Genomic DNA, 12,925 nt, shown 5'->3' with positions numbered 1-12,925 from the left:
ATATACCGCCATTTTAGTGTCAAAAGAACCCGGATGAGTCCCGGATCAGCCGCCCGCAAGAGCTTTGCCCCAAAAAGAAACCCCTCCGCCCAAAGGCAAAAGGGGTCTTTCCGCCGCATCCGGCCGGATGCTTAACGATAGTTGGTAAATTGAAGATCAAGCGGAAGCTCCGCCTGCTTCAACAATTGAATAATCTTCTGAAGATCGTCCCGGTTTTTGCCGGAAACGCGGATTTGATCGCCCTGAATCTGGCTCTGCACCTTCAGCTTGGAATCCTTGATCAAGGTGTTGATCTTCTTTGCGATGTCCTGTTCGATTCCCTGCTTGAGCTTGATCCGCTGCCGGACGGTGCTGCCGCCCGCCGGTTCCACCTTGCCGTATTCCAGATTCTTGATCGACAAGCCGCGTTTGGCCATTTTGCCGGTCAGGATGTCCATGACGTTTTGAAGCTTGAAATCGTCGTCGGAGACAACCACCAGCTCTTCCTTCTCCAGCGTAATGGAGCTTTTGCTCCCCTTGAAGTCGAAGCGCGTTTCAATTTCGCGCCGCGCCTGGTTCAGCGCGTTGTCCAGCTCCTGCATGTCGAACTTCGAAACAATATCAAACGAGTTATCGCTTGCCACTTCCGCTTCCTCCTATTCCCCGGCCGGGCTTCCCGAAGGGCTGACGCTCGTCCCCGGGCTTGCCTGAGCCGCAAAGTCGATTTGAAAATTCTTTGTGCTGGGATTGGGACCTACGGGAATGTCGGTCCCGTTGACCGTCACCTTCGCCGCATTGGCGCGGCCCAGCCGCAGATAGACCGGCTTCGTGGCATCCCAGCTCCTCTTCTCGCCCTGGTTAAGCGTTCCCTGCTCCACCTGCTTGCGGCTGCCGTTCTCGATGGTCGACAGCATAAACCAGCAAGCGTCGCCCACGATTTCAAGGTCTACGGTCATGGTGTCCGTTCCGCTGATTTCGTAATAGTCGAGCGAGCCTTCGCTGTCCACCAGTTTGACCGCCACCTGCGGGGTCGGCGTAGGCGTGGGAGTCGGCGCAGGCGTCGGCGAGGGGCTTACCGAAGCGCTCGGCAGCGGCGCGGTACCCGACGTAGACGGCGTACGGTCCGTCATTCGCGGCTGGTCGGCGTCCGTTTGCCCGCCTTCATCGGCCATATTGTGGCTGATCACGTAATACAAGATGCCCAGGATCAAAATAAGGAACGCCCAAAGCATAATGCCGGTCACCCAGCGGCTTCCCTTGAACGACATTTTCGCCGGCTTCTGCCGGGGTCGTCTCAGAGGCTCGTTGGAGGTTTCCTGCGTCGGCAAGGGCGGAATCACATTCTTGTAGAGGCCCAGCACTTCGTTCGGGTCAAGCCCGACCGCTTCCGCATAGCTTTTGATAAACGCGCGGACATAGAAATTCCCCGGAAGCACCTTGAAGTTTCCTTCTTCAATGGCTTCGAGGTAACGTTTGCGGATCTTGGTCATTTCCTGCAAGTCTTCGATGGAAAGACCGCGGTCCGTTCTTGCGTTTTTCAGCATTTGTCCCAGTTCGAACACAGTGTCGCCTCCCGCTAAAAGCCTTCGTACTGATCCGCAAAGGCATCGTAGGATATTACTTCGTCAACCGTATTTCGCAGCTCGATGATGTAATTGAAATCGTTGTAATCGTAGTCCGATTCGCGGATAAATATATCCGGGTGCTCGATCACTTTCGTGGAAGGAGCCTTCATGATGGTTTGCAGAAGTTCGAAATGCTTCTCGTTGGAGCGGATCGTGGAGACGATGCCGTCGATAATAAAGACGTTGTTCGGGTTCATTTCGTCTTCGGAAAGCTGGCTCCGCACCGTTTGCCGCAGCAATGTCGACGAGACGAACGTCCACCGTTTGTTCGAGCACACGCTCCCGGCGATGATCGACTCCGTTTTGCCCACTCGCGGCATCCCCCGGAGGCCGATGATCTGATTGCCTTCGGATTTAAAGATTTCTCCCAGAAAATCGACCAAAAGCCCCAGCTCGCCGCGTGTAAAGCGGAAGGTTTTCCGGTCTTCGGAGGCGCGTGAAATATATCGGCCATGGCGAACCGCCAGCACATCGACCAGGCTGGTCGGATGCAAAGCGCTCACCGCTATATTCTCCATCTTGCTGAGCAGCTTCTTCAGCAGCTCGATCTTCTCGTCGTCGTTTACCTGCAGCAGCATGCCGCGCGTGCTGTCCTCAACGCCGTTGATGGTGTTGATGTTTATGTCGAGCATTCCCATCAGGGATGCGATGTCCCCAAGCAAACCGGGGCGATTCTTCTGGATTTTGTATTCCATGTACCAATTGTTCGTTTCCAACGTCCGCCCACCCCAAGTTTTCATGGATTCCTTTTTTCAATTCTACAGGATAAGACAAGAAGCTTCAATAGCGGCGCCCGAAAAGAAAAACCTCCCGCGGATCGGGGAGGTTTCGGGGCTTAGTTGACCAATTTAAACATAAGGCGAGCGAGGGTTTTCCGCTCTTGTTCGTCTCCGACATCCCACAATTCCTTCAGCACGCGTTCCTCCGGATTTTCCGGATCAATCTTGTCCGACAGGTAGTCGCCGATTTGTTTGGCCATCTTCACGATCGTTTCGTCGCTGATGCCCAGGCGCTCCGCTTCGCTGACCCGGTCCGAAAGGAACGTTTTCCACTTGTCAAACGATTTGAGTACCGTCGCCATTATCAGAGCCTCCTCTCGATGATTAAAGCGAATGCAGTTGTTACTATTCGCGTTCGAGGGAAAGTTTATGCGTGCGGCCGGCAGCCGCTTCGTCAGGTGATCCAGCCGCCGTTCGCGCTCACGATTTGGCCGGTGATGTATCCGGATTCGGGCAGCGAAAGGTAATACACGAGGGAGGCGATTTCGTCGGGACGGGCGAACCGGCCGGCGGGAATTTCCTGTTCAAGGGCGCTTTTCTCTTCCCTGCTGAAGCCGGCCATCATATCCGTTTCCACCGGGCCCGGGGCAACGGCGTTCACCGTCACCCCGGAGGGCGCCAGTTCCTTGGCCAGCGCCTTGGTGAACGCATTGAGCCCGCCTTTGGCGGCGGAATACGCCACTTCGCACGAGGCGCCAGAAATGCCCCAAATGGAGGACACGTTGACGATACGCCCGTATTTCTGGCGGACCATCGCTTCCATAAACAGCTGGCTGGCGAGAAACGAGCCCTTCAGATTGATATCCAGCACCCGGTTCCAATCCTCTTCGGCCAGCTCTGACAAAAGGCCGTAATGGGAAACCCCCGCGTTGTTCACCAGAATATCGGGAACGAACCCGCGCGCTTCCATTTTTTCGCGCATGCGTTCCAGCTGCTCGCGGGAACGGATATCCGCCGAAACGGTCATCACCCGGGAACCGAGGGCCGTACAGCGGCGCGCCGTCTCATTGGCGGCTTCATGGGACCGGGCGTAATGGATCACAATGTTCATGCCTACCGAGGCAAACCGCTCGGCGACCGCGGCTCCGATTCCGCGGCTTGCGCCGGTGATCAATACAGTTTGCTCGCGAATCGGTTTGCTCATGCCTCCGCGCTCTTCACGATGGATACGGCAAGACGGTCCCAGTCAAAGTGTGTCCGCAGCAGGTCGTTGATCTCTTGAAGGGTCAGCGCTTCGTACACCGGTATGATTTCAAACAGGTCGCCGCCGTTGAACCGGAGCGCGGTGAACTGGTTGGCAATGGCTTCAGGCGAGTTCAGCATCCGCAAATAGCCGCCGATGCGTTTGCGCCTCGTGCGCTCGAAGGTTTCCTCCGCCACGCCTTCGGCCAGCAAGGGCTCCAGCAGCTCGCGGAAACGCGCGAGCAGGCGGTCCGGATCGGGGGTATCCCCGCCGAATGCCGAAAAAGCGTATCCCGGGGAAACGTTGTACTCGTAGCTGAACGAATCGGAAATCAGCTCTTCCTCGTACAAGGTTTGGTACAAATCCGAGCTGGGTCCGGCGATCGCATCCAGCAGCACTTTAAAAGCGAAATCTCGGCGGACCAGCTCCTGTCCTTCCGGCCTTCCCCCCGCTTCCTTAAAGCCGAAATAGCATTTCGGAAGGGAAACGGGAAGACTGGCTACAAGCTGCCGGGAGGCCACGTCTGCCGGTTCATCCGGCTGAAGGCGGTGGATGGCGCCGAGCTTTTCGAAGCTCTTGGCGGCCTGGTTGGCGCGCACCAGCTCAAAAACTTTATCGGGCTCTACTCCTCCGACGACAAACAGCACCATGTTCCCGGGATGATAAAAGGTGCGATAGCACTGGTAAAGCGTTTCTTTCGTTATTTCGGAAATGGATTCAACGGTTCCGGCGATGTCGATCCGGACCGGATGGCGATGATACATGGCTTCGATCAAGCCGTAGTAAGCTCTCCACTCCGGGTTGTCGTCGTACATTCTGATTTCCTGACCGATGATCCCCTTTTCCTTCTCCACGTTTTCGTCCGTAAAGTAGGGATGCTGCACAAAATCAATTAACGTGGTCAAGTTTTCGTACACCTTATCCGTCGCGGAGAACAGATAGGAGGTTCGCTCAAAGCTTGTAAAGGCATTGGCCGACGCTCCGTTGGAGGAGAAAACGGAAAAGACGTCCCCTTCGGGCTCTTCAAACATTTTGTGCTCCAGGAAATGGGCGATTCCGTCGGGCACCCGGATTTCCTCCCCGCCTTCCACTTGAAAGTGGTTGTCGATGGAGCCGTATTTGGTTGTAAAAGTGGCGTAGGTTTTGCTGAACCCCGGTTTGGGAAGGACAAAAACGTCCAGTCCGTTGTCCAGCTTCTCGTAATACAAGGTTTCCCGCAAACGGTCGTATGCGATCGTCTTCATTGTCCCTCCCCCTTCCGGTCGGTCAGGAAATAGACCGTGTCCAGCTGCACCTGCTCTGCGATCGCTTTGATTTCCTCCGGCCCCGCCGCTTCCACCTGCTTCAGCAGCTCTTCTTCGTCGCGCGGCTTTCCGGCAAAGTGTCCGCTGAAATCAAAGCTGATCATTTGAAACGCCGAGTCGGGAATTTCCCGCAAATGGTTGGCGATCATGGCTTTGGTTTGGCCCAGCTCGGTTTCGCTGTAGCTTCCGGCTTCCATATCCGCCAGCTGCTTTTTGATAATCGCTGTCGCCTTGTCATAGTTGTTCGTTTCGATGCCGGACTGGATGGTCAAAATTCCTTTATGGCCATCGAACCGGGAAGCGGCGTAATAGGCAAGGCTTTCTTTTTCGCGCACGTTGGTGAACAGCTTCGAGTGGGGATAAGCGCCCAATATACCGTTATACAGAAGCGCGGCGGAATACTGATCGTCGGCGTATGTAACCGGCAGCCTCAAGCCCATGTTGAGCTTGCCCTGCTTTACGTCCAGCTTCTCGATAATCGTATTGATATCGCCATCCCGCTGGACCGGAACCGCCTGTCGGTAGCCGGCTTCCACGGCATTTTCCGGCAGATCGAAAGCGGAAGCAACCAGTTGCCGCGCTTCTTCCGGCGTTGTGTTCCCGACAATGTAGAGGTCCATTGCCGCCCCGGCCAGCCAATCCCGGTAGTGCCGGTACAGCGGCTCGGGCGCAATGCTTCCCAAGTCCTCCGTCCGTCCAAGCGAATTGAGGCGGTATGGCTCGTTCTTGCACATTTCCTCGATACAGCGCTGGGCGGCGTATCGGGCTTTGTCGTTAATGACGGCTTCCAGGTTCTTGCGGACGGTTTGCTTCTCTCCCTCGACATAGCGGGTTACGAAACGGCCCTCTTCCAAAGCCGGCCGGGTGAGCGTTTCCCCCAGGAAACGCAGGCCGTCGCCCAGCAGGGAGCCTTTACCGCCTCCGATAAACTTGTCATCGACAATGTCCAGACGGAACAGGACCATTTGGTAATCGCCCATTTTGTAGACGTCGAAGCCGAAGCCGGCGCCGTACATCTCTTCCTGACGCTGCCGAAAAGCTTTTGTGGTCGGATACGTCACAGTCCCGCGGCGCAGAACAAACGGCGTCAGGGCGGTGGGCGTTACACTTTCTTCCCGCAAGGGAGAACCGATATAAAGCGAAATCGCAAAAGTTTTAAACCGGTCGGTCGGCAAAACGTGCAGCCTGATTTTTCCGACCGTGCTGCGTTCGAAACGTTGTCTTTGCAAATCCGGCACGCTCCTTTGCCCCGCATCAGGGTAGGTTTTCCAATTCGCCGGCGGCACCGGCAAATTCGCCCTTGCCGCCGTCTATCCATTATATTCCTAACGAAAGAAAAGAAGCAACCGCACGGTTACTTCCTTTCTGACGGCCTGCGGTCCCTTATTTGCAAAAGATGTGCTGGCCGATTTTCATAATTTGCGGACGGCTCCAAATCCATTTGGAGGTGGCGGTTACCGGATTGAAATAGTAGGTGCAGCCGTTGGTCGGGTCAACGCCGTTCATGGCGTCCAGCACCGCACGGCGGGAGGTTTCATTCGGCGTCAGCCAGATTTGTCCGTCGGCGACGGCGGTGAAGGCCCCCGGCTGGAAAATGACGCCGGACACGCTATTGGGGAAGTTGGCGTCCCCCACCCGGTTCAGAATAACGGCGGCGACGGCGACCTGGCCCCGGTAGGGCTCCCCGCGCGCTTCTCCGTGCACGGCGTTCGCCATGATGCGGATGTCGTTTTCCGTCCATTGGTGGCGGGCTTTAACCGGCGCCTGCTCCGGCCGGGAGACGGCCGTTTCTTTATAGGTTCCGCCTGGCCGCCACGCTTTGGTCGCTTCCCACAGCTTCAGCTTGGTTTTGGGACCGACGAGCCCGTCGACCCGCAGCCCGAATTCGCTTTGAAACCATTTTACCGAACGGAGCGTTCGCCACCCGTATCGGCCATCCACTTTCTTGGTAAAAAACCCGAGGTACTTTAATCGGCCCTGCAGTTCATAAACATCCTGCCCGGAGGCTCCGTACCGGATGACCTGGTTGCTGAAGGCCTGCTCCGCCTTCTCGCCCGCCGGGGAACCGTCCTTCCATTCAAGGGAGACCAAGAGAGCCAGGATAAGGCATACGGATAGGAGCAAGTAACGTTTTTTCATCGGTTTCCAGTCCTTCCTTCCCGTGCGTAATCCGCACTCCAGCTGTTTTTCCTGTAGTATTCGGTATTGGGAAGGTTTCTATGCGAACACAGCAAAAACCGCACCGGCAGCCAGCGCCAGTGCGGTTTATCGGCGTTCCGTAGAACCGGAAGCTCAGGAGCTCATTCGTCCTTGATGAAATTGTTCGATGGACATCAGCACCTCGCGGGGCTTGCTCCCTTCGTACGGGCCGACCACTCCCTTGGCTTCCATAGAGTCGATCAGGCGGGCAGCCCGTGTATAGCCGACGCGCATGCGCCGCTGGAGCAGGGAAACGCTCGCCTGCTTCGCTTCCACGACGATCTGGACCGCCTGATCGTACAGCTCGTCCTCGAAAACATCCTCCTGCTCCGCCATATCGTCCACCTGCGGAACAAGATCCTCCTGGTAATTGGCTTTCTCCTGCGTGCTGACAAACTTGACAACCGCCTCCACTTCCTGGTCGGAAAGAAACGCGCCCTGCACCCGTACGGGCTTGGAGGCTCCTACGGGAAGATACAGCATATCGCCCCGGCCAAGCAGCTTTTCGGCGCCTGCCATGTCCAGAATGGTCCGCGAATCGACCTGCGAGGAAACGCCGAAGGCGATCCGCGAAGGAATGTTGGCCTTGATGACACCGGTGATGACGTCCACGGACGGACGCTGCGTGGCGATAATCAGGTGAATGCCGGCCGCGCGCGCCATTTGGGCAAGGCGGGTAATCGCATCCTCCACGTCGCCGGCGGCGACCATCATCAAATCCGCCAGCTCGTCCACGATAACAACGATGAGAGGAAGCGGAGGCTGCGGCGCCGGGTTGTTCGGGTCCGTGACGTGGGCGTTGTAGCCTTCGATGTTGCGGGTGCCGCTCTTGGAGAACAGCTCATACCGTTTTTCCATCTCCACGACAATCTTCTTGAGCGCCAGCGAGGCGCGGCGCGGGTCGGTCACGACCGGCGCCAGAAGATGCGGGATGCCGTTGTATACGTTCAGCTCGACCATTTTGGGGTCGATCATCAAAAATTTAACTTCATCCGGCTTCGCCTTGTACAGGACGCTGGTGATGATGCCGTTGATGCAGACCGATTTGCCGGAGCCCGTTGCACCCGCCACCAGGACGTGCGGCATTTTGGCGAGGTTGCCGATAATCGGTTGTCCGGAGATGTCCCGGCCAAGCACGACCGTCAGCTTGGCCTGGGAATCCTGAAACAGCGACGATTCCATGACTTCCCGCAGCGTGACCAGAGACACCTCGGAGTTCGGAACCTCGATGCCGATGGCCGATTTGCCGGGTATGGGCGCTTCCATGCGAATGTCTTTCGCCGCCAGGGCCAGTGCGATATCATCCGTCAGGCCGACGATCCGGCTGACCTTCACGCCAACATCGGGCTGGACTTCGTACCGGGTTACGGCCGGCCCGCGCACCACCTCCAGCACCTTCGCCCGGACGCCGAAGCTTTCCAGCGTCGCTTCGAGCTTGCGCGCATTCGCCTTGTAATCGCTCAGCTCGGAGCCTTTGCCCGGTCCCGCCGGGCGGGTCAGCAGCTTCAGGCTGGGCATCCGGTACGGCTTCGGAGGCGGCGTCTCCTTGGGCATGGCGAGGATTACGTCGCCCGGTTCGCCTTCCGCCTGCGGAACCGGCTCCGTTCCGGCCGTCTCCGCCGGTTGGGACATCGCCGGAGTTTGGACCGGTTCCTGAAACGCCGCCGGTTCAGGCTGGAAAGGAGTCTCCGGCAAAGGCTCAACATGGTCGAGAAAATCCCGGATAAACGGCGTTTCCTCGGTTTCCGCATACGGCGGCTCTTCCTCCGGCAGCGGCTCCGGCGTCACGTCCACGATCTTCCGGTCGGCTTCCTTGCGACCCGCCTTGCCCTTGCCCACCGAGAAGAAATCTTTCATGCGGGTTGAGGGAGCTGTCTCCTTCATTCCCTCTTCCGTATCGTCCTCCTGGGCGGCCGGTTCGCCAAGGTAGGCTGCCGGACGCACCTTCGCGGATTTCTCTTTTTCTTTGCCCGTCTTGCCGCCGGCCGCTTCCGTCCGGTTCTCCAGCCCTTTGCGGAACGAGATGAACAGGCTCTTAAGCTTGCGTCCCACCTGAACAAAGGTAACGCCCGTGATCATGCTGAGCGCCACGGCAAACATCGCGATAATGACAATGACCGTTCCCTTGTGGCTGAGCAGGAACATCAGCACCGAGTACATCAGCGCCCCGATCAGGCCACCGCCCACCTGCCCGGGAACAATCGTACCCGATTGCAGGTATTGGTCCCATTCCAGCGAAAGCTGGCTCCAGGTTTTGCTCCAGATAAAGCCGGGCGTCACGAGCGAAGGGTCCCCGGCCTGGGCGCGCACCATGGAAATTTCCTCGATCAGGAAAAACGCGAGCAGCAGAAGCAGCACACCCGCCTTTTTGGTTGTCCACTTTTTGGGCCAGCCCATGTTGATCATGACATAAAAGGCTATGTAGATAATGATCAGCGGGATTACCCAATCCAGAACGCCGATCAACGCCCGGAAAATAATCCGGAGCCCGCTTCCCACCGGACCGGCGCTTTCGCTGAGCAGGGCGACGAGGGCCACAATCAGCATGCCGACGCCGTAAAGCTCGTATTTTAACACCGCTTTGGCTTTTTTCTTTTTCTTTCTGCCCCTTGCCAAACGTTCCACCTCCGAAAACTGTGCCGCGGAGCGCATGCTCGTTTGGATCGCCGAAGGGCGACTGCTTCCAAATCTTGCTCCTTGTTCGCATCGTTCTCATTATAGCACAGGTTGACGGGCCGGAGCATACAAAAGGAACGGCCGGAAGCCCGAATTTACGGGCCTCCGGCCGCTTTTAGCGCCGAGAGGGTCGGTACTGAATCACGGTTCCGGGCGCATACGAAGGGTCGAGATAAACATACGGTTCGGGGCTGTACAGCCGGACGATCCGGGCCTGGTTGCCTCCCATAGGCTCAACCTGCATGGCGATTCCGTCGATGACCACGTCTTCAAACGAATAGGAGGCGTCCTCCTGGCCAGCATATACCAAATCGACGGGGAGTATCGTATGCAGCGTCATTGGATCGGCACCTCCGCCGGCCGGACCGCTCTGCGCTCCTCGATCCGCCGGTTCAGCTCGGCGATCGCGTCGCCGATGCCTCCCACCTGATTGATCAACCCGTAGCGGACGGCATCCGGCCCTCCGACGGTTGCGCCGATGTCACGCGGCACTTCGCCGGTTTTAAACAGCAGTTCTTTGAGCTTTTCTTCCGAGATGCGGGAATGCGTGACGATAAACCGGTTGACCCGTTCCTGCATTTTATCCAGGTATTCGAACGTTTGCGGAACGCTGATCACTAGGCCGGTCATGCGGATGGGGTGGATGGTCATAGTCGCCGATTCGGCAATAATGGAGTAATCCGCCGATACCGCGATGGGCACTCCGATGCTGTGCCCTCCGCCCAGCACCAGGGTGACCGTCGGTTTGGACAGGGAGGCGATCATTTCTGCAATGGCCAGTCCCGCCTCCACGTCACCGCCGACTGTGTTTAAAATAATCATGACCCCTTCGATTCGCGGATTTTGTTCCGCTGCGACCAGTTGGGGAATCAGGTGCTCGTATTTGGTCGTTTTGTTCTGCGGCGGAAGAATCATATGCCCTTCCACTTGCCCGATCACCGACATACAAAAAATATTGCTTTCCATTCCGGGAATGCCCGTCTGCCCAAGCTGCTGGATGTTCTCCAGCATCGGGTTCCGCCGCGGTTCCTCCGGTGCTTGCGGCGGCATTTGTTCGCTGCGGTACTGTTCCATGCTGTTCGCCTCCTGTGCCAGTCGCGGTCCGGGAAAACCCCGGCAGTTCTCCGTTAGTATGCGGACGGGCAGGCCGAATATGCGGGCAAACGCCGGAAAATGAAAATCCTCCGGGCGCGTTTTCGCTCGCTCCCGGAGGATGGTTATCGTTTGGTACGTTCTCGTCAAGTGACTGACTGAGGATGTGATCCTACACTTCCATGATGATGGGCAGAATCATCGGTCTTCTTCTGGTTTGTTCATATAAGAATCGTCCGAGCGCTTCCTTGACGTGCGTTTTCAGGGAAGCCCATTCGTTTACATTCTCGCTCATTAGCTTGCTAAGGGTATTGGTAACGATCCGGTTGGCTTCGTCCAGAAGCCCTTCGGATTCCCGCACGTATACAAATCCGCGGGAAATGATGTCGGGACCGGACAGAATCGTGCCGTCCTGTTTGCTCAGCGTGACCACGACGACCAAAATACCGTCCTGGGAAAGCAGTTTGCGGTCGCGAAGGACGATGTTTCCGACGTCCCCGATGCCAAGCCCGTCGATCAGGATATTGCCGGCCTGTACTTTTCCGCTCTTGCGGGCGGTTCCGTTCTGGATTTCCAGAATTTCGCCGTTGTCCGTCAGGAAAATGTCCTGCGGGTCAATGCCGACCGATTCCGCCAGCTTGCCATGCTGCCGCAGCATGCGGTATTCGCCGTGAATCGGCATGAAATACCGCGGACGCATCAGATTCAGCATAAGCTTGAGCTCTTCCTGGCTGCCATGTCCGGATACGTGAACGCCCGAAACCGAACCCGGGCCGTAAATGACGTTAGCCCCGAGCCGGAACAGTTCATCCACCGTCCGTCCGACGTACTTCTCGTTGCCGGGAATCGGCGTCGCCGAAATGACAACCGTGTCGCCGGGGAGGATGTCCACTTTGCGGTGGGTGTTGCGCGCCATGCGCGTCAGCGCGGACATAGGCTCGCCCTGGCTGCCGGTGGACAAAATAACCACCCGGTCGGCCGCCATCTTGCCGACTTCCTCCGGTTCGATCAGAATGCCGTCCGGCACCCGCAGATACCCGAGCTCCGAAGCGATGCTGACGACGTTGACCATGCTTCGGCCCACAACCGTCACCTTCCGGCGGTTTATTTCAGCCGCGTCAATAACCTGCTGAATCCGGTGCACGTTGGAGGCAAACGTCGCCACGACAACGCGCTGCTTCGCTTTGCGGAATACTTCCACCAGCTCGGCTCCCACGACCTTCTCCGAACCGGTATAGCCGGGACGCTCGGCGTTGGTGCTGTCGGACAGGAGCAGCAGAACGCCCTTCTGGCCAAGCTCGGCCATCCGGTGAATGTCCGCATACTGATCGTTTACCGGCGTCTGGTCAAACTTGAAGTCGCCGGTATGAACGACTACGCCTTCAGGCGTTTCCAGGGAAATGCCGACCGAATCTGGAATGCTGTGATTGGTTCGGAAGAAGCTCGCTTTAATGGTTCCGAGCTCGATTTCCGAATCCGCATCAATCAAGATCCGCTTGGTTTCCCCGAGCAGACCGGCTTCCTTCAGCTTTCCTTCGACCAGGCCGAGCGTCAGCCGGGTGCCGTATACCGGCACATTTAACTGCCGAAGAACGTAAGGCAGACCTCCGATGTGATCTTCATGTCCGTGCGTAAGCAAAATCCCGCGTACCTTGTCGCGGTTTTCGATCAGGTAGGAAATGTCCGGAATAACAATGTCTACGCCGAGCATGTCTTCTTCCGGAAATTTCAGGCCCGAGTCCACGACTACGATATCGTTTGCATACTGCACCACATACATATTTTTACCGATCTCGCCCACGCCGCCAAGGGCAAAGACCAATAGCTTGTCATTATTCTTTTTTGCCAAAATTGTTCCTCCTCATGGATATTAGACGACGATTTTATATGCCAAACCGAATTGAACCGCACCAGTCACTTGCCACCATTATACATGATGCAAATCGGGAATATCAAGCTGACCGCCGCGCCGACCTCCCGGATGGAGGTTCATCCGGTTTCCGCTGCCCGCATCCGGAGTGCTTATAGTGTTGCCAAAACAATAAAGAGGGTGTCCCAAAAGTCATCATAGATGACGGAGGGGCGACC

At 57.1% G+C, this 12,925-nt stretch carries 12 protein-coding genes; all 12 read right to left on the bottom strand.

Translation table 11 applies throughout. The features are described from left to right. Positions 1-131 precede the first annotated feature (131 nt). Positions 132-623 carry a YajQ family cyclic di-GMP-binding protein gene (locus AC6I6H_RS13015; RefSeq protein ID WP_497954283.1) on the bottom strand — a complete coding sequence of 164 codons (492 nt, stop codon included), beginning with the start codon at positions 621-623 and terminating at the stop codon, positions 132-134. A gap of 12 nt (positions 624-635) precedes the next feature. Beyond that, on the bottom strand, positions 636-1,541 hold the full coding sequence (locus AC6I6H_RS13010; protein ID WP_497954281.1) for a helix-turn-helix domain-containing protein: 906 nt from the start codon (positions 1,539-1,541) through the stop codon (positions 636-638). Between the two features lie 14 nt (positions 1,542-1,555). Continuing rightward, positions 1,556-2,320 (bottom strand): DUF3388 domain-containing protein, encoded by a 765-nt coding sequence (locus tag AC6I6H_RS13005; RefSeq protein WP_497954280.1) that lies wholly within the window; start codon positions 2,318-2,320, stop codon positions 1,556-1,558. Between the two features lie 119 nt (positions 2,321-2,439). Beyond that, the gene (locus tag AC6I6H_RS13000; RefSeq protein ID WP_497954279.1) at positions 2,440-2,685 is read right to left on the bottom strand and encodes a DUF3243 domain-containing protein; all 246 of its coding nucleotides are present in this window, start codon (positions 2,683-2,685) and stop codon (positions 2,440-2,442) included. Between the two features lie 92 nt (positions 2,686-2,777). Further along, positions 2,778-3,527, bottom strand: coding sequence for an elongation factor P 5-aminopentanone reductase (gene ymfI / locus AC6I6H_RS12995; RefSeq protein ID WP_497954277.1), 750 nt, complete (start codon positions 3,525-3,527; stop codon positions 2,778-2,780). Further along, entirely contained in the window at positions 3,524-4,810 is a 1,287-nt protein-coding gene (gene yfmH / locus AC6I6H_RS12990) for an EF-P 5-aminopentanol modification-associated protein YfmH (RefSeq protein ID WP_497954276.1), read from the bottom strand. The genes ymfI and yfmH overlap by 4 nt, the downstream gene beginning before the upstream one ends. Then, complete coding sequence (gene yfmF, locus AC6I6H_RS12985) at positions 4,807-6,099, bottom strand: EF-P 5-aminopentanol modification-associated protein YfmF (RefSeq protein ID WP_497954275.1); 1,293 nt, start codon at positions 6,097-6,099, stop codon at positions 4,807-4,809. The genes yfmH and yfmF overlap by 4 nt, the downstream gene beginning before the upstream one ends. Positions 6,100-6,253: 154 nt before the next feature. Next, positions 6,254-7,009, bottom strand: a complete 756-nt coding sequence (sleB, locus tag AC6I6H_RS12980; RefSeq protein ID WP_497954274.1) for a spore cortex-lytic enzyme — start codon at positions 7,007-7,009, stop codon at positions 6,254-6,256. A gap of 153 nt (positions 7,010-7,162) precedes the next feature. After that, positions 7,163-9,685 carry an FtsK/SpoIIIE family DNA translocase gene (locus tag AC6I6H_RS12975; RefSeq protein WP_497954273.1) on the bottom strand — a complete coding sequence of 841 codons (2,523 nt, stop codon included), beginning with the start codon at positions 9,683-9,685 and terminating at the stop codon, positions 7,163-7,165. Between the two features lie 175 nt (positions 9,686-9,860). After that, the gene (locus AC6I6H_RS12970) at positions 9,861-10,085 is read right to left on the bottom strand and encodes a YlzJ-like family protein (RefSeq protein WP_497954272.1); all 225 of its coding nucleotides are present in this window, start codon (positions 10,083-10,085) and stop codon (positions 9,861-9,863) included. Beyond that, positions 10,082-10,819 (bottom strand): ClpP family protease, encoded by a 738-nt coding sequence (locus tag AC6I6H_RS12965; RefSeq protein WP_497954271.1) that lies wholly within the window; start codon positions 10,817-10,819, stop codon positions 10,082-10,084. The genes AC6I6H_RS12970 and AC6I6H_RS12965 overlap by 4 nt, the downstream gene beginning before the upstream one ends. A 190-nt stretch (positions 10,820-11,009) precedes the next feature. Beyond that, entirely contained in the window at positions 11,010-12,689 is a 1,680-nt protein-coding gene (locus AC6I6H_RS12960) for a ribonuclease J (protein WP_497954360.1), read from the bottom strand. Positions 12,690-12,925 lie beyond the last annotated feature (236 nt).

The sequence above is a fragment of the Gorillibacterium sp. sgz306347 genome (genome assembly GCF_059735245.1).
The sequence above is the reverse complement of the archived record's forward strand: the minus strand, read 5'-3'. Positions and strand labels throughout refer to the sequence as shown.

Bases quoted from the DNA above. Each gene is read 5' to 3' on its own strand.
- ymfI (WP_497954277.1), bottom strand. From the start codon at position 3,527: ATGAGCAAACCGATTCGCGAGCAAACTGTATTGATCACCGGCGCAAGC.
- AC6I6H_RS13000 (WP_497954279.1), bottom strand. From the start codon at position 2,685: ATGGCGACGGTACTCAAATCGTTTGACAAGTGGAAAACGTTCCTTTCG.
- yfmH (WP_497954276.1), bottom strand. From the start codon at position 4,810: ATGAAGACGATCGCATACGACCGTTTGCGGGAAACCTTGTATTACGAG.
- AC6I6H_RS12970 (WP_497954272.1), bottom strand. From the start codon at position 10,085: ATGACGCTGCATACGATACTCCCCGTCGATTTGGTATATGCTGGCCAG.
- AC6I6H_RS12965 (WP_497954271.1), bottom strand. From the start codon at position 10,819: ATGGAACAGTACCGCAGCGAACAAATGCCGCCGCAAGCACCGGAGGAA.
- sleB (WP_497954274.1), bottom strand. From the start codon at position 7,009: ATGAAAAAACGTTACTTGCTCCTATCCGTATGCCTTATCCTGGCTCTC.